Raw genomic sequence first — 14,688 nt, 5'->3', positions numbered from 1 at the left:
CTCGTCACTCCATGTCCTTATGCCGGCGTCGGCTGACCGGCACCCAGATAGGCTTCCACCACCTCAGCCCGGCTCGCCGCCGTGGCGAGGTCTGCCGCACTGCGATGGCCCACGATGGCGCCATTGCGGACGAAATAGAGCTCGTCGGCCACCTTCATCGTCATGCGGAAATTCTGCTCGACCAGCATGATGGCAAGCCCGGTGTCTTGCTTGATCGCCACCAGCCGCTCGAATACCCGCCGGATCAGCAGCGGCGCCAGTCCCAGCGAGGGCTCGTCGAGCAGAAGCAGCCGCGGCGCGCTCATCAGGCCGCGCCCGATCGCGAGCATCTGCTGCTCGCCGCCGCTCAGCATCCAGGCTGGCGACTTCAGGCGGTTGGCGATCTCCGGGAACAAGTCCAGCATGAGATCACGCCGCTGCCGCTGCATGCGCGCATCGAGAAAGAAGCCGCCAAGCAGGAGATTTTCGGCGACCGTCAGCGAGCCGACGATCTGGCGGCCCTCGGGAACATAGACGATGCCGCGCCGGACGCGCTGCCGCGCCGCGAGCGCGCCGATATCCTCGCCGGCAAAGCGCATCTCGCCGTGTGCCGGCACCAGGCCTGCGATGGCCTTGAGCACCGACGATTTGCCCGCGCCGTTGGCGCCGAGCAGCGCCACCACGCCCTTCTCTGGAACGGCAAGATCAATGTTCTCGACGACGCGCGCCGCACCGTAGCTGACCGAGAGTCCGCGCACGGAAAACAGCTCAGTCATCGGAATCGTCTCCGAGATAGACGCGGATCACGTCCGGATGCGCGCGAATTTCGGCGGGCGTCCCGCTCGCAATCATCTTGCCGAAGTTCAGCACATAGATCTGCTCGCAGAGTTCCATGATCAGGTCCATGTCGTGCTCGACGACGAGGAGCACGAGGTCGGGGCGCATCAGGCGCTTCAGGGCGCGCGTGAGGTCGCGCGTCTCGACCGCATTCAGCCCGGCGGCCGGCTCATCCAGCAGGATCGCTTTGGGCTCGCTGGCGATGGCGCGCGCGATTTCGGCGAGGCGCAACGTTCCCGGCGGCAGGTCCGACGGCTTGTCATGCGCCGCAGATGCGATGCCAAGCTCGTTCAGTGCCGCCATGGCGCGGCGCTCGGCCTCCTGCTGGTCGAGCCGTTGCGACGGTGTCGGCACGAAGGCGCTGAACCAGCCCGACCGCCGCTTCAAGGTGAGGCCGACGAGGACATTTTCGAGCAGCGACAGGTCGGGACACATCGCCAGATTCTGGAAGCTGCGGGTGATGCCGCATGCAGCCCGCTGCGCCGGGCCGAGCCCCTTCAACGACGCGCCAGCGAAGCTGCTGTGGCCGCGCTGGCCGTGGTAAAGCCCGCTCAGGCAGTTGAACAGGCTGGTCTTGCCCGCCCCGTTCGGTCCGATCAGCCCGGTAATCACGCCGGGCCGCAGAATCATCGAGACGTCGCTGAGCACCTGGAGCCCGCCGAAGGCAAGCGAGATGCCTTCCGCGACCAATCCGTCGCTGGAGACGACGTCCGTCATCGCGCTCTCCCGCGCGGCAGGAAGCGGCGCAGATCGCCGGCATTCGCCACCAGCGTCACCACGACGAGTGCCACGCCATAGAGGACCGGAACCCAGTCGCCGGCCTTCGCGAGATAGGTCGGCACCAGCGTGATGAAGGCGCCGCCGACGAGTGCGGCCGACAGCGACAGCCCGTTGAGGCTGACGACCGATCCGACGAGCAGGAAGACGCCGCTGAAAAAGGTGAAGCTGTTGGGCGAGACCGTCGAGGACGCAAAACCCGTCAAGGCGCCAGCGAGCGAGGCGAGCGCCGCGCTCAGCGTGAAGATGGAGACGCGCGCCCAGCTTCTTGTGATCCCCATGGCTTCGGCCGCACGCGGCTGCGCCTGCGCCATCAGCAACGCCAGCCCTTGCGCCGATTTGCGAAAATGCGCCAGCGCCAAGCTGACTGCCACCAGCACGGCGAGCGCGATGTAGTAGTGCTGCAACGCCTTCGAGACGCCGGGGATCAGGTCCTGCGCGATATAGAGGCCTTCGAAGCCACCGGTGAACTTCTCGAAGCCGATCAGGACTTCCGGCAGCGCCAGTGCGAGCGCCATAGTCGCCACCGCCAGATAGATTCCAGACAACCGTCGCGACGGAAATGCGAAGACGAAACCGGCGCCGGCGCCGAGCAATGCCGCCAGCGGCAGGCTCACGGCGATCGAGATACCCAGCCGGTGCTCGACGATCGCGACCGTATAGGCCCCGAGCGCCACGAAGAAGCTGTGCCCGATCGACACCTCGCCGCCATAGCGCACGAGCATGCTTACGGAGAGAACGGCAAGCGCGTTCGCAAAGCACAGCGACAGGCTGTAGAGCAGGAAGCCGCCGGCAAGGAGCGGCAGCAGCAACAGGGCCGCGACCAAGGCCAGCACAGACAGGCGCGCCAAATCGACGTGACCAGCGCGGGCCGGAACTCCGGCCTTGGAGACGTGCGCGAGGTCAGACACGGCCACCGATCGCCCTCTCCAAAAGCCCGTTGGGGAAGAAGTTCAGCGTCAGCAGGATCACGCCGAGCAGGAACGTATTCATGAACTCCGGCGAGACGTAGAACGAGAACATGTTCATGGCGATGCCGACTAGGATGCCGCCGACGGCCGCACCCGGCAGGCTGGAGAAGCCACCGACCACGGCGGCGGTGAAGGCCTGCAACATAAAGGACGGCACCGTCGTCGAGCTCAGGAACGTCGTCGGGACGATCAGCAATGCCGCGACGAGACCGAGGACGGCGCCCGCAAGCCAGGAGAACAGATGAACCGAGCGCAGGTTGAGCCCACAGACTTCGCAGGCGAACGGATTGGTCGACACCGCGCGGAACGCGACACCGAGCTTGGTGCGCTCGATGATCACGTACAGGCCGCCGACGATCGCGAGCGTGACGACAAGGACGGCGAGATCGTAGGAGGAGATGCGGATCGCGCCCAGGCTGAAATTGAAGCGTGGCACCGGCAGGTCGAGATTGACGATGTCGGCGCCGAAGATGAGCTGAACGGCGCCTTGCAGGATCAGCCCGACACCGAGCGTCGCGATCGTGGAGGCCAGATCGGACTTGAACACGATCGGCGCGATCAGGGCATAGCTTGCGACCGCAACCGCGCAGGCAATCCCGAGCGCCAGTGCAACCGCGCTGCCCCAGGACAGGCTCAGCAGACTGCCGCTGGACAAGCCATAAACCACGAAGGCGCCGAGACATGCGAGATTGCCGTGCGAGAAATTCACGACGCGCGAGCTCTTGAACACCATGACGAGACCGAGCGCGCCGACGCCGTAGAGACAGCCGGAGATGATGCCGGACCACAGCAGCGGCAGGATGTCCCTGAAAATTCCCGCCACGCTCACACCTTTGCCTGCCCATCGTCGGGAGCCCCGCCCTTCTCGATGAACTCGATCACGCCGGGGAAGTAGCGCCCCGAGAGCCCCTGCCGGCATGCGGCGTCATAGTAACGGCGCGCGAGCTCGGCGAGGGCCGGACGGACGCCGGTGTCTGCGGCGAGCTGGAGCACATAGTCGAGGTCCTTCAGCACGTATTCCGGCGGAAAGGCCTTTTCCGGAAAATTTCGCGGCAGCATCGCCTTGGTGCCGTGATTGCGCAGCACGAAGCTGTCGCCAGACCCTTTCGACACCGCGCTCAGCAACGTCTCCGGCTTCACGCCCGCGCGTTCGCCGATCACCATCATCTCGGCAAGCGCCAGCGTGTGCTCGAACACTAGCGCATTGTTGACCAGCTTGACGACCTGGCCGCAGCCGACCTCGCCGCAATGGGTTACGTCGGAGCCAATGTAGTGGAGCAGCGGCTTGACCCGCGCGAACACGGCCGCCTCGGCGCCGACCATGATGCTGAGCTCGCCGCGTTGCGCCGCTTCGCGCGTGCGCGCCACCGGCGCATCGGCGAAGTCGAGGCCTTTGGCCCTCAGGCGATCCGCCACGCTACGCGCCAAGGCAACGGGCGTGGTACTGAGATCGACGATCGTCGTCCCCGACCGTGCAGCCTGTGCAATCGCAGCCGAGACCGCTTCGACCTGCGGACCACCGGGCAGCGACAGGAAGATGACCTGGGCCTGTGCGGCGAGCGCCTCAAGTGACGTTGCCGCTTCCGCCTTGGTGTCGGAGAGCGCCGCGAGCGCGGCCGCATCGCGGTCGAGCATCAGCACGCGACCGGGATGTTTCTTCGCCATGTTGCGGCACATCGGACCGCCCATGACGCCAAGCCCGATGAAGCCGATGGTTTCTGCTGTGCTCATGGCGTCAGTCCATCAACATGCCGCCGTTGACGTCGAGCACCGTTCCGGTGATCCAGTTCGACGCCGGCGAGCAGAGGAAGAGAATGCTCTGTGCGATATCCTCGGGCTGGCCGAACCTTCCCAGAGGCACGTTGCCATTCGGCGACGGCGCGGCGCGGTCAGTGACCGTCGCCCACATCGGGGTCTCGACCGGACCGGGCGCAATGATGTTGGCATAGACGCCCTTGCCGGCACCGTTCTTGGCGACCCATTTCATCAGGCCGTGCACGGCCGATTTCGCCGCGACATAGGCCGGCCCCGAAGCGACGCCACCGATCTTGGCCGCGATCGAGCCGAGCGCCACGATCTTGCCGAAGCCACGCTCGGCCATAACGGGATAGAGCTTGCGGACGGGATTGACCGTGCCCATCAGATTGACGGCGAGGATCCTCTCCCACTCTTCGTCGGTCGACTGCGACAGCGGCGTATTGGCAATGTTGCCGGCACAGAGCACGAGAATGTCGATGTTGCCGCGCGCCTTCAGCTCCTCGTCAATCAGCTTCTCGGTGGCCACGCGATCCGTCACGTCGCAGCGACGATAGCTTGCTTTTTCGGGAAACTTGCCGCCATCGGCGACGATGTCGGTGGCAATGACGTCGGCGCCGGCTGCGCAGAAAACCGCAACCACGGCGCGGCCGATACCGCCGGCAGCTCCAGTGATGAGGGCAGTTTGTCCGTCGAGACGCGAGGGCCCGCTCAAGGGCGATCCAGCCATGTCGTATTTTCCTTGTTTTTCTTCGTAGTTAACACGAGCAGCGGGCGACCGCGTCTTGCGGCTACCCGCTGAAAAGTTCGGCTCAAGCCGGCTTGGCGTCGAAGGCCACGGCCGGATAGGGCTTGAAGTCACGCACCATGACGAAGGAGCCCTGCGCTTGCAGGATCGCTTCCTGCCGCGTGCCGCGATGATCGGAGCCGGTGAAGGTCACCTTGCGCGCGCCGCCGACCGAGGCATTGCTCAGCGTGTTGCCGGCCTCGACCAGATTGGCCCGCGTGATCGGCTTGCCGCTGTCGATCAGCGCGCCGAAAATGCTGCCGAACAGCGCGGCATTGCTCCAGCCGTTGAGGCCGAACACGCCGACCGGATCGCTCGGATAGTATTTCGTGACGGCTTCACGATAGGCCTTGATCTCGGGCTCGGCGCTGTCGACCGGAAGCAGCCACGACGAGAAGTAGACGCCGTTCAGGAGATCGCCGGTCAGCTTGTAGGTCGCGGGATCGGCGGTGAAGAAGGGCGCAAACCAGGTCAGCTTGACGCCCTGGCGGTCGGCCGCCTTCAGCGCGGCCGCGAGATTGGCATTGGAGCCGAACAGGATCGCCGCCTGCGCTTCCGAATTGGCGACACGGCGGATATGCGGCGTGAAGTCCGTGGTCTTCACCTCGAACGGAACCGACTCGGCCGCCGTGAGCTTGTTCGCCTCCATGAAGAGATCGAAGCCGCGCTTGGCCGAGCGGCCGAGCTCGTCATTCTCCCATAGCAGCGCGATCTTCTTCAGCTTCAGGTCGTTGACGGCAAACTCGGCATTCGAGGCGGCCGACCAGCCGTAGTCGGGCAGCAGCGGAAAAATATTGGGCTCGGCGAAGAAGGCACTGGCGCCACCGATCGGCCCGATCATCGCAAGGCCGCTTTCCTTCGCAAAGGGAATGACGGCGACGTTGGTTGCCGTCCCCACCGCGGCGACGAGCGCGAAGATGTGGTTGTCCTCGACGAGGCGCCGGACCGCGGCAACGCTGCGCGCGGGATCATAGCCGTCGTCGAGCGTCACATAGTTGATCTTCCAGCCCTTGATGCCGCCGGCCTCGTTGACGCTCTTGAAATAGGCGTCGGCCGCGTGGGTCAGGATGGCATAGAACGGGACGGGTCCCGTGACGGGGGTGAAGCCGCCGATGGTAATGGTCTTGGCGGCAACATCGACGCCGATCTCATCGGCGAGGACCGACGTGCCGGGATAAGCCGATGCCAATGCGGCAGCGCCCGACAGCCTGAGAAAGTCACGCCTCTTCATGGGCCCTCCCCGATATCTGTTCTTATCCATTGATCTTTAGAGGGACGAACTTACAGGGTCAAGAGAAAATGCATTATGCATTATATCGAAACCTACGCGCTTGAGAGGATCAGCTCGGCGCGCCGGATGACGGGTGCATCGATCATCTTGCCGTCGAGCGCCACCGCCCCGCCGCGCGCGCCGTCCGCAGCCTCCATCACACGGCGGGCCCAGGCGACCTCATCGGCGGTCGGCAGGAAGGCATCGTTGACCGGCTTGACCTGGGCCGGATGGATGCAAAGCTTGGCGCCGAAACCGAGCGCCTTGGCTCGACCGACCGCCGCGCCGAAGGCCGCAGGATCCGTCCACGACGTGGTCACGCCGTCGATCGGAGGCGGCAATCCGGCCAGCCGCGACTCCAGGGCGATTTGCAGCCTGACAGGGTCGAGCTCCTGCGTTGTCTCGGTCACGCCGGAATCGATGCCGAAATCGAGGTTGCCGAACGCGAGCTGCGAAACCAGCCCGCTCGCACCTATGCGCCTGAGCTCCGCGTAACCCCTGACTGTTTCGATCAGCGCGATGACATGGCGCGGTCCGTCCAGCGATGCCGCAAGACGCTCGATCGAGGCCGGCTCTGCTTTTGGCAGCATCAGCTTGGCCACGCCGGCGCGGCGCATCATCTCCATGTCGGCGGCAAAAAAAGTGCTGTCTGCGCCGTTCACGCGCACGACCGCGTCGGCCCGCCCGCTCCATTGCGCGACGAAGCCGCGCGCGACTTCCTTCTCGGCCGGTGCCACCGCATCTTCGAGGTCGAGAATGACCTGGTGGGCGCCTGAGGCTGCCGCCTTGTCGAAACGCTCGGGGCGGTTGGCAGGGACGAACAGGAAGGAGCGGGACAAAGAGCTGGACATCCGGCATCAACCTCGATTATGCATAATGCATTATCGTTTGTACTTCTACTCTCCTCCATAGGGCGCGTCTATGGTAGTCGCGGGGCAAATCGGTCACGGGCGGCGGCATTCAATGGAATATCGGACGAAAGAGGAGCAGGTCGCTGACTATCTCCGCGAGGGCATCATCTCGGGGCGACTGCCGCGCGGCGCCCGGCTGAAGCAGACCGAGATCGCGCAGGAACTCAAGATCAGCATCACGCCGGTTCGCGAGGCGCTGAAGCTGCTTGAGGCCGAGGGATATCTCGCAAGCGACTCCTATCGCGGCGCGACCGTGGCGCCGTTCGACGTCGAGGCGTCCACCGAGATCCTGAAGCTGCGGATCACGCTTGAGACCCAGCTGGTCGAAAGCGCCGTGCGTAACATCACCGCGGAGGAGATCGCGGAGCTGCGCCAGCTGGCGCGCCAGTTCGAGGACGCGGCGCTCGCCAACGACAGCACGGCGGCGCGCGGCATCAACTATCGCTTCCACCGGCGCATGTACGATTTCGCGCGGCTGCCGAAAACGTTACATTTCGTGCAGGTGCTGTGGGCGCAATATCCGTTCGACGTCATCAACCGCATCGGCGGCCGGGCGGTGCGCGCCGCCAAGGAGCACAACGAGCTCCTGAAGAGCGTGATCGAGGGCGACGCCGCAGGCGCGATGCTGACGATGCGGCAGCACATCGAGACCGGCTGGACCGAGCTTCGCAACAGCATGCCGGCAACCAGGTCCGAGCCTCCCGTCAAGTCGAAGAGCTCTGAGAAAGAGACGCTATGAAGCCGATGCTGCTCGTCATGGACATGCTGAACGACCTCGTCCACGAGAACGGAGGTGGAGCAAAAAGCTACGTTCCCTTGATGAAGGAGCGTGACGTGCTCGGCCGCACCAAGGCGGTGATCGCGAAAGCGCGCGCGGCCGGCGTGCTGATCGGCTATGTCCGCGTCGGATTTTCGCCCGACTACCGGGAATGCCCGCCCAATTCGCCGATCTTTTCTCGCGCCCGCGGCGCCGGGATGTTCAAGCTCGGCAGCTGGGGCACGGAAGTGCATCCCGACCTCACGCCGGAAGCCGGCGAATTCGACATCGTCAAGCACCGGGTCAGCCCGTTCTACGGCACGTCGCTGGAGCCGATCCTGCGCGCCCACGGCGTGACCGACTTGTTTCTCTCCGGCGTCTCCACCAACGGCGTGGTGCACACCGGCGCGCGCGAGGCCCACGACCGCGACTATGCCTGCACGGTGCTGGAAGACTGCTGCGCCGGCGGAACCACCGACGAGCACGACAGCGCCCTGCGCTGCCTCGGCCGCTTCGCCGCCATCAAGAACAGCGCCGATGTGAGCTTCGGCTGACGGTCTCCCTTCTCCCCCGGGAGGGAAGGCGAACTACGAAAGCCAGCGTGGATTGATCGCCTGCTGATAGGTGACGCCACGCACGGCGTCGCTGAACTTCTGCTCGAACTCCATGTTGTACGCAAATTGCTGCTCCGACAGTGTCGGCGGCACCGCGACGGTCATGCGTTGATCCGACACCGTGTGCTTGATCAGCGCGAGGTCAGTCTGCTGGAAATACCGATCGCGCAGCATCTGGCCGGCCGCATCGGGATCGCTGCGGATCAATTCCGACGCCCTGGTCATGCCGCGGACAAGCGATGCGACGACATCCGGGTTCTTTTCGAGAAAATCCGGCCTGCCGCACAGCACGGTGTAGAGAAAATTCTCGATGCCGGGCACCTCGCCATGCGACGGGCGCGCTGCCCAGACGGCAAGGCCCTCCTCCACCGCCTGGTTGTTCGCGGGTGCTGTGGTGTTGAAGCCGTCGATCTGGCCGGAGCGCAGTGCAAGATACATCTTGTCGAGCTTGACGACCGTGAGGCTCGCATCCTTCTCCGGATCAAGTCCGCCAAGCGACAGCAGATAGCGCCAGATCTTGTCGGTGCCGCTGCCGCGGCCGGAGATCGCGAGCGTCAGGCCCTTCATGCGGGCCATGCGTTCCTTCAGCGGCATCTCCGGTACAAGGCCGATCTTCTCGGCGGTCTTCCGGCTGATCACGGCATCGCTCGCATATTGCGACATCAAGGGAGCGAAGGCGTTGATCTTCTGGCCCTTGGCGACCGCAAGGATCACGTCGCTCATCACCAAGCCGGCGACGTCGACGCTGCCGCCGAGGATCGCCGCCATGCTGTTGGTGCCGCTGCCGGTATCGATCAGCGAGACGTCGAGGCCGGCGTCTCTCATGAATCCGGCCGCCGTCGCCACCAGCAACGGCAGATAGGCGAACGTGTAGCCGCCGATCGCGATCGTGACCGGCTTGCCGCCTGCACCTTGCGACAGGCTTCGCGTGGCCGAGCCGATCAACGCACCTCCGGCAATACCGCCCAGCATCGTGCGACGCGTGATCATGATGTCCTCCCTTGTTTCTTTGTTGTAGTCGCGTCTCCTTCAGCGCCAGCGAAAGATCCAGCTCTCCAATCTTCCGAGCGCTTCGTTCAGCAGGGTGGTCACAACCATCAGCGCAAACAGCGCGGCGAACACGCCGGCGGTATCGAGCTGGCCCGCTGAGTTCTGCGTGAGGTAGCCGATGCCGGCATTGGAGGCCATCATCTCGGCTGCGACCGCGCCGACGAAGCCGTAGGGCAAGCCGAGCTTTAACCCCGTAAACAACCACGGTAGCGCAGACGGGAAGATCACCATGCGCTGGGTCGCGAATTTACCTGCACCCATGGTGCGGAGCGCATCGACCATTTTCAGGTCGACCTCGCGCACACCGCGCAGGGTCGAGAAGAACACCAGGAAGAAGACGCTGATGGCGGCCAGCACGATCTTCGGCGCGAGCCCGATGCCGAACCACATGATGAAGAGCGGCGCGAGCGCGACCTTGGGTACGCCGTAGATCGCCGTGACGAAGGGATCGACGGTGCGATGCAAGGTGTCGTTCGCGCCGACCAGCAGCGCAAACAGAACGCCGGCCGTCGCTCCCAGCACGAATCCGGCAGCGGTTTCCTTGAAGGTGATCAGCAGGTGATAGCCGAGCTGGCCGCTCGCGGTCCATGCCACCAGCGTCCTGAATATGGCGGCTGGGCTGCTCACCCAGAACGGATCAAGCAGCGTTCCCGATGCGGACTGCCAGGCCGTCAGCATGACGACCACGAAGATCGCGCGATAGAGCCACACGCGACCGGATAGACCGAGCGTCGGTTCGGCTTGCGTCTCGGACAGCGCCTGTGTGCTCATGACGGCCGCCTCGCCGGCGGTTCGAGGGCTGTCCAGAGCCGCCGATAATGCTCCTCGAATGCGGGATGGAAGCGCACCTCGTGCACCTCGCGCGGTCGCGGAATGGCGATCGGCTCGTCGAGCCTGATCTGGCAAGGACGCGACGAGAACACCAGGACACGATCGGCGAGCGTGATGGCTTCGACGATGTCGTGGGTCACGAACACCACCGTCTTGCGATGCGCCGACCACAGCTTCAAAAGCTCGGCCTGGAGCGCCAGCTTGAGCTGGGCGTCGAGCGGCCCGAATGGCTCGTCCATCAGCAGCACCGGCGGATCGTAGATCAGCGTGCGGGCCAGCATCGCGCGCTTGCGCATGCCGCCCGAAAGCTGGCTCGGATAGTGCCGCTCAAAGCCTTCGAGGCCGACCTGCGCGATCAGGTCGCGCACGCGCGCAGCGATCTCCGTGCGGCCGATGTTGCGGAGCTCCAGCGGGACGGCGATGTTCTGCTCCACGGTTCGCCATGGCAGCAGACTGTCGTGCTGGGTGAGATAGCCGATCCCGGTATTGACCGCCGCGACCGGCTCGCCTCGGCAGAACACCGCACCAGAGGTCGGCTGATCGAGGCCCGCAAGCAGATTCAGCACCGTCGATTTGCCCGAACCGCTCGGACCGACGATGGCGAGAAATTCGCCGTCCTGGAGCGAGAGGTTCAGACCACGGAGGACCTCGACCTGGCCGGTGCGCGAGGTGAAGGTCTTGCCAACCCCGCGCAGCTCGACAGCGGACCGGCGCTGCGCCTCGCAACTTTGCGCGGAGACAACGGACAGGTGTACCGATCTCATTGCCTGGACCTCCCTTGTATCTTTTTCTTGTTCTTGATCCCGTCTCGATATCGTGTCGTCAGACTTGGGCCGCCGCACGCATCGCGAGCGCCGCGCCGAGACCGCCGGCCCAGAGGTCGAGCGCGCTCCCATCGCCCTTCCCTTCCAGCCTGAACGGCGAACTCACGAACAGCGGCGAGACGCCCCTGAACTCGAAGGATCTGAGCGGCTTTCCGGCATGCCGCTCAGCAAAGCCTTGCAGCAGCGTCGCGGTCAGCGGCCCATGCACGACCAGATCAGGATAGTTCTCCTCCGCTTGCGCGTAGGACTGGTCATAATGGATGCGATGTCCATTCGACGTCAGCGACGAATAGCGAAACAGCAGCACCGTGTCGGGACGAAACTCCTCCGACCAAACCGCGTCAGGCGGAGCCGGCGTGGCCGCAGGTGCTGGCGATCCTGGCGCGGCCGCTTCGCGATAGACGATGTCCTGTTCCTCAGTTACGCAGAGCGTGCCGTCGCAGGCGATGCTGTGGCTGACGGTCACGAACACCAGCTTTCCGGCCCGCCCGGATTTGGCTTCGACCTTCAGAATGGTGCTCTCGCGCACGCCTTCGCCACCGATGGTCAATGGCTTGTGGTAGGTGAGCCGCCCACCGGCCCACATGCGGCGCGGCAGCGACACCGGCGGCAGGAATCCGCCGCGTTTGGGATGTCCGTCCGTTCCCAGCTCGTGACGCGGCATGAACCGGTTGAAGAAGATCCAGTGCCACCCGGCCGGCAAGGTCGCGCCGGCCGCATAGTTTCCCTCGATGCCGAGCGTGGCACCGAGCGCTGCGACACGATCCGGCGCGATCCGCTCGCGGATCGTCTCCTTGCGGCCGACCCAGGCCTGCCAGTCCTCTCCGGCCAGTGCTGCGCTCTCGCTCATGACGGCAACTCCACTTCAAACGGTCAGTAAATCACCTGCTGGTCGATCAGGCTTTGGCGCTCCTCGCAGCTTAAGCCGAGCAGCTCGCCGAACACGTAATCCTCGTCTTCGCCAAGCCGAGGCGTACCGCGCGCCATCCCGGCATCGGACTTCGAGAAGCGGATCGGCACCTTCAGCGCGGCACGCTGATGCCCGGTCGTGTCCTCGACATCGACGACGGTCCCGCGATCACGCAGATGGCGGTCGTGCGCGATGTCCTCCATGTTGCAGGAGATATGTGCGGCGATCCCCGCGGCTTGAAGCATTCGCTCGGCTTCGCCCGCCTCGCATGTCATCGTCCAGTGCTCGATCTCGCCATGCAGCGTCCGCCGGTGCTCGTGGCGGCCCGCGGCAGACTGAAACCGCGGATCGGCCAGCAGATACGGAGCATCGATCAGCCTCACCAGGATCCGCCATTCGTCGTCCGAGCGCACCGCGATGGTCAGCCAGCGATCCTCGTCACGGGTCCGGAACACGCCATGCGGCGCCATCCGCAGATGATCATTGCCGATACGCGCGGGCTCGCCGCCGGAAGCTGCGAACAGCAGCGCCTCACCGACCAGCGAGCAGGCGACCTCGCGTGCGCTCACGTCGACATGGCCGCCACGTCCGGTACGGCGAAGGCGATAGACCGCGGCCACCGCCGCCATTGCCGCATTCATGCCGATGCTGTGGTCCATCACATGCCGCATCTCGACCGGCGGACCATCCTCGTATCCCGTGAGATAGCCGAGCGCGCCCCAGGCGCCGAACAGCGGCGCGTAGCCCGCAAAGTGCGAATCTGGTCCTCTCTGCCCCGACGACGAGACGGACACCATCACCACCGACGGTTTCAGCGCCGCCAGCGCCGCGTAGTCGAGACCGAGCCGCTCCATCACGCCGGGCCGGAAGCTTTCGCAGACGAGATCGCTGACGCCGACCAGCTTCTTGGCCAGTGCGACGCCCCTTGCATCCTTCAGGTTGATGCGCACCGAGAGCTTGTTGGACGCGACCTGGTCGAAGCTCGCAGGTCCCATCCGGCCGTAGACCGGATGCGGCTTGCGGAAGATGTCCGGCCGCGCTGCGCTTTCGATCTTGATGCACTCGGCGCCCAGTTGCGACAGCATGTGCGTGCAGAATGGCCCCGCGGCATGCAGCGTAAAATCGGCGATGCGAACTCCGGCGAGCGGCTTCATGACACCTCCGCGGTGACGGCCGGCTGGTCGCGACGACGCCTGGACGTGAGCAAATGTTGATGTTCGCCGAGCCGCGGCGGCCCGGCCTTCAGCGTCGGTGCCGCGCCATCGACATGGAATGGTGCCGACAACATTGGCAAACGATCCGCACCGGGAATCTCAACCGGCTGGAACAGGTGCCGCGCGCGCTCATGCGCACCGGAAAGCACCTCGGCGGGGCTCGCATATTTTGCCATGGGGACGCCCAGCGTTTGCGCCTGCGCCACGACATCGGCGGTCCGCTGTTCGAGCGCCCAGGCCCGAATAGCACGGTTAATCTCGGCACCGCGGCGGCTCCGCTCCAGCGAGTCCGCAAGCGCGGGATCCTGCATCCAGTCGGGACGCCCCATCAGCTCGACCAGGCCGCGCCATTGCCGCTCCTCGAGCGTCAGGAGCTCGACATAACCGTCGGCGCATTCGAGCACGCCGCCATATTTGAACGAGCGCGTGCGGCGGTGCTCCAGCGAGCCGTCACCAAGACGCTGGAGCGCGAATGCGCCCACGGCGAGCGCGGCATCCTGCACCGAGACGTCGACGCTTTCGGCGCCGCCGTGCTCTCGGCCGATCAGTGCAGACAGCGCTCCGAGCGCAGCGACCACGCCGCCCTGGTATTCGGCGAAGTGACCATAGACCTTCAGCGGCGGACGATCGGGAAAGCGTTCGGCAGCCAGTCCATTGGGCAGCAGGAAGCCCTCGCCGGATGCGTGGATCAGGTTGATCTCCTCGGCCTGCCAGCCGGCCTTCGGTCCGAAGGCGCCGAAGGGCAGCACCGAGACATCGACCAGCTTCGGGTAGCGCGCCCGGAGGCCCTCTTCGTCGAGCTCCAGCCTGATGCGCTCCTCAGGGCGGAGATCGTGAATGACAATTTCAGCCGCCGCCAACAAAGTGGACAACTCGGCCCGCCCGGCCGGCGTTTCGAAATCGCAAGCGACGCTCTTCTTCCCCGCCGCGAGGTAAGCGAACAGCGCGCTGGCCTCGTTGGTTGGAGGAAGCATCGGCGGCTCGTGACGAAGCGGATTGCCATCCCGCGGCTCGACGAGAATCGTCTCGGCGCCGAGCGTGGAGAGAAGACGGCCGGCATAGCCCGCAGCGACCCCGCGCGAGATTTCGACGATGGTCACTCCCGCCAACAGCGGCGCAACAGCCCTGTCCGTCATGGCAACGCTTCCCCTTGTTGTTATGGGCCGACGCCCGGGAGCATAATGTGCATGCTCCCGGATAT

16 protein-coding genes are annotated in these 14,688 nt (G+C 65.1%); 2 read left to right on the top strand and 14 right to left on the bottom strand.

Annotated features, from left to right (window positions below; genetic code table 11):
- Positions 1 to 17 precede the first annotated feature (17 nt).
- From UB31_RS37990 to UB31_RS37955, 8 genes are all read right to left on the bottom strand, one after another.
- Entirely contained in the window at positions 18 to 755 is a 738-nt protein-coding gene (locus tag UB31_RS37990) for an ABC transporter ATP-binding protein (RefSeq protein ID WP_045006786.1), read from the bottom strand.
- Complete coding sequence (locus UB31_RS37985; RefSeq protein WP_050044944.1) at positions 748 to 1,533, bottom strand: ABC transporter ATP-binding protein; 786 nt, start codon at positions 1,531 to 1,533, stop codon at positions 748 to 750. Before UB31_RS37985 ends, UB31_RS37990 begins: the two co-directional genes overlap by 8 nt.
- Entirely contained in the window at positions 1,530 to 2,510 is a 981-nt protein-coding gene (locus UB31_RS37980) for a branched-chain amino acid ABC transporter permease (RefSeq protein WP_045014492.1), read from the bottom strand. The genes UB31_RS37985 and UB31_RS37980 overlap by 4 nt, the downstream gene beginning before the upstream one ends.
- Positions 2,497 to 3,387 (bottom strand): branched-chain amino acid ABC transporter permease, encoded by an 891-nt coding sequence (locus tag UB31_RS37975; RefSeq protein ID WP_245306138.1) that lies wholly within the window; start codon positions 3,385 to 3,387, stop codon positions 2,497 to 2,499. The genes UB31_RS37980 and UB31_RS37975 overlap by 14 nt, the downstream gene beginning before the upstream one ends.
- A 2-nt stretch (positions 3,388 to 3,389) precedes the next feature.
- On the bottom strand, positions 3,390 to 4,295 hold the full coding sequence (locus UB31_RS37970; RefSeq protein WP_045014490.1) for an NAD(P)-dependent oxidoreductase: 906 nt from the start codon (positions 4,293 to 4,295) through the stop codon (positions 3,390 to 3,392).
- A 4-nt stretch (positions 4,296 to 4,299) separates the two neighbouring features.
- Positions 4,300 to 5,049 carry an SDR family NAD(P)-dependent oxidoreductase gene (locus tag UB31_RS37965; RefSeq protein ID WP_045014489.1) on the bottom strand — a complete coding sequence of 250 codons (750 nt, stop codon included), beginning with the start codon at positions 5,047 to 5,049 and terminating at the stop codon, positions 4,300 to 4,302.
- An 82-nt stretch (positions 5,050 to 5,131) separates the two neighbouring features.
- On the bottom strand, positions 5,132 to 6,337 hold the full coding sequence (locus tag UB31_RS37960; protein WP_045014488.1) for an ABC transporter substrate-binding protein: 1,206 nt from the start codon (positions 6,335 to 6,337) through the stop codon (positions 5,132 to 5,134).
- Positions 6,338 to 6,429: 92 nt separating this feature from the next.
- Positions 6,430 to 7,227, bottom strand: coding sequence for an HpcH/HpaI aldolase/citrate lyase family protein (locus UB31_RS37955; RefSeq protein ID WP_045014487.1), 798 nt, complete (start codon positions 7,225 to 7,227; stop codon positions 6,430 to 6,432).
- A gap of 112 nt (positions 7,228 to 7,339) precedes the next feature.
- Here UB31_RS37955 and UB31_RS37950 point away from each other — a divergent pair, with 112 nt between their 5' ends.
- Both UB31_RS37950 and UB31_RS37945 read left to right on the top strand, forming a co-directional pair.
- Positions 7,340 to 8,026 (top strand): GntR family transcriptional regulator, encoded by a 687-nt coding sequence (locus UB31_RS37950; protein WP_045006793.1) that lies wholly within the window; start codon positions 7,340 to 7,342, stop codon positions 8,024 to 8,026.
- Positions 8,023 to 8,598 carry a cysteine hydrolase family protein gene (locus UB31_RS37945; RefSeq protein WP_045006794.1) on the top strand — a complete coding sequence of 192 codons (576 nt, stop codon included), beginning with the start codon at positions 8,023 to 8,025 and terminating at the stop codon, positions 8,596 to 8,598. Before UB31_RS37950 ends, UB31_RS37945 begins: the two co-directional genes overlap by 4 nt.
- 33 nt (positions 8,599 to 8,631) lie before the next feature.
- Here the strand turns inward: UB31_RS37945 and UB31_RS37940 are convergent, their stop codons facing one another.
- From UB31_RS37940 to UB31_RS37915, 6 genes are read right to left on the bottom strand one after another with little or no spacing between them, the layout of a single operon-like run.
- Positions 8,632 to 9,648 (bottom strand): ABC transporter substrate-binding protein, encoded by a 1,017-nt coding sequence (locus UB31_RS37940; protein ID WP_045014486.1) that lies wholly within the window; start codon positions 9,646 to 9,648, stop codon positions 8,632 to 8,634.
- A gap of 39 nt (positions 9,649 to 9,687) precedes the next feature.
- Positions 9,688 to 10,479 (bottom strand): ABC transporter permease, encoded by a 792-nt coding sequence (locus UB31_RS37935; RefSeq protein WP_045014485.1) that lies wholly within the window; start codon positions 10,477 to 10,479, stop codon positions 9,688 to 9,690.
- On the bottom strand, positions 10,476 to 11,303 hold the full coding sequence (locus UB31_RS37930) for an ABC transporter ATP-binding protein (protein ID WP_082078788.1): 828 nt from the start codon (positions 11,301 to 11,303) through the stop codon (positions 10,476 to 10,478). Before UB31_RS37930 ends, UB31_RS37935 begins: the two co-directional genes overlap by 4 nt.
- A gap of 58 nt (positions 11,304 to 11,361) precedes the next feature.
- The gene (locus tag UB31_RS37925; protein WP_045014484.1) at positions 11,362 to 12,213 is read right to left on the bottom strand and encodes an HTD2 family dehydratase; all 852 of its coding nucleotides are present in this window, start codon (positions 12,211 to 12,213) and stop codon (positions 11,362 to 11,364) included.
- A 23-nt stretch (positions 12,214 to 12,236) separates the two neighbouring features.
- Positions 12,237 to 13,427 (bottom strand): CaiB/BaiF CoA transferase family protein, encoded by a 1,191-nt coding sequence (locus tag UB31_RS37920; RefSeq protein WP_045014483.1) that lies wholly within the window; start codon positions 13,425 to 13,427, stop codon positions 12,237 to 12,239.
- Positions 13,424 to 14,623 carry a CaiB/BaiF CoA transferase family protein gene (locus UB31_RS37915; RefSeq protein ID WP_045014482.1) on the bottom strand — a complete coding sequence of 400 codons (1,200 nt, stop codon included), beginning with the start codon at positions 14,621 to 14,623 and terminating at the stop codon, positions 13,424 to 13,426. The genes UB31_RS37920 and UB31_RS37915 overlap by 4 nt, the downstream gene beginning before the upstream one ends.
- Between the last annotated feature and the right edge of the window lie 65 nt (positions 14,624 to 14,688).

This window comes from Bradyrhizobium sp. LTSP849 (genome assembly GCF_000938255.1).
Lineage (GTDB): Bacteria > Pseudomonadota > Alphaproteobacteria > Rhizobiales > Xanthobacteraceae > Bradyrhizobium.
This window is presented reverse-complemented; position numbering and strand designations above follow the sequence as displayed.

Coding starts and splice junctions, on each gene's coding strand:
- UB31_RS37990 (WP_045006786.1), bottom strand. CDS start 755: ATGACTGAGCTGTTTTCCGTGCGCGGACTCTCGGTCAGCTACGGTGCG.
- UB31_RS37985 (WP_050044944.1), bottom strand. CDS start 1,533: ATGACGGACGTCGTCTCCAGCGACGGATTGGTCGCGGAAGGCATCTCG.
- UB31_RS37970 (WP_045014490.1), bottom strand. CDS start 4,295: ATGAGCACAGCAGAAACCATCGGCTTCATCGGGCTTGGCGTCATGGGC.
- UB31_RS37965 (WP_045014489.1), bottom strand. CDS start 5,049: ATGGCTGGATCGCCCTTGAGCGGGCCCTCGCGTCTCGACGGACAAACT.
- UB31_RS37960 (WP_045014488.1), bottom strand. CDS start 6,337: ATGAAGAGGCGTGACTTTCTCAGGCTGTCGGGCGCTGCCGCATTGGCA.
- UB31_RS37955 (WP_045014487.1), bottom strand. CDS start 7,227: ATGTCCAGCTCTTTGTCCCGCTCCTTCCTGTTCGTCCCTGCCAACCGC.
- UB31_RS37950 (WP_045006793.1), top strand. CDS start 7,340: ATGGAATATCGGACGAAAGAGGAGCAGGTCGCTGACTATCTCCGCGAG.
- UB31_RS37945 (WP_045006794.1), top strand. CDS start 8,023: ATGAAGCCGATGCTGCTCGTCATGGACATGCTGAACGACCTCGTCCAC.
- UB31_RS37940 (WP_045014486.1), bottom strand. CDS start 9,648: ATGATCACGCGTCGCACGATGCTGGGCGGTATTGCCGGAGGTGCGTTG.
- UB31_RS37935 (WP_045014485.1), bottom strand. CDS start 10,479: ATGAGCACACAGGCGCTGTCCGAGACGCAAGCCGAACCGACGCTCGGT.
- UB31_RS37930 (WP_082078788.1), bottom strand. CDS start 11,303: ATGAGATCGGTACACCTGTCCGTTGTCTCCGCGCAAAGTTGCGAGGCG.
- UB31_RS37925 (WP_045014484.1), bottom strand. CDS start 12,213: ATGAGCGAGAGCGCAGCACTGGCCGGAGAGGACTGGCAGGCCTGGGTC.
- UB31_RS37920 (WP_045014483.1), bottom strand. CDS start 13,427: ATGAAGCCGCTCGCCGGAGTTCGCATCGCCGATTTTACGCTGCATGCC.
- UB31_RS37915 (WP_045014482.1), bottom strand. CDS start 14,623: ATGACGGACAGGGCTGTTGCGCCGCTGTTGGCGGGAGTGACCATCGTC.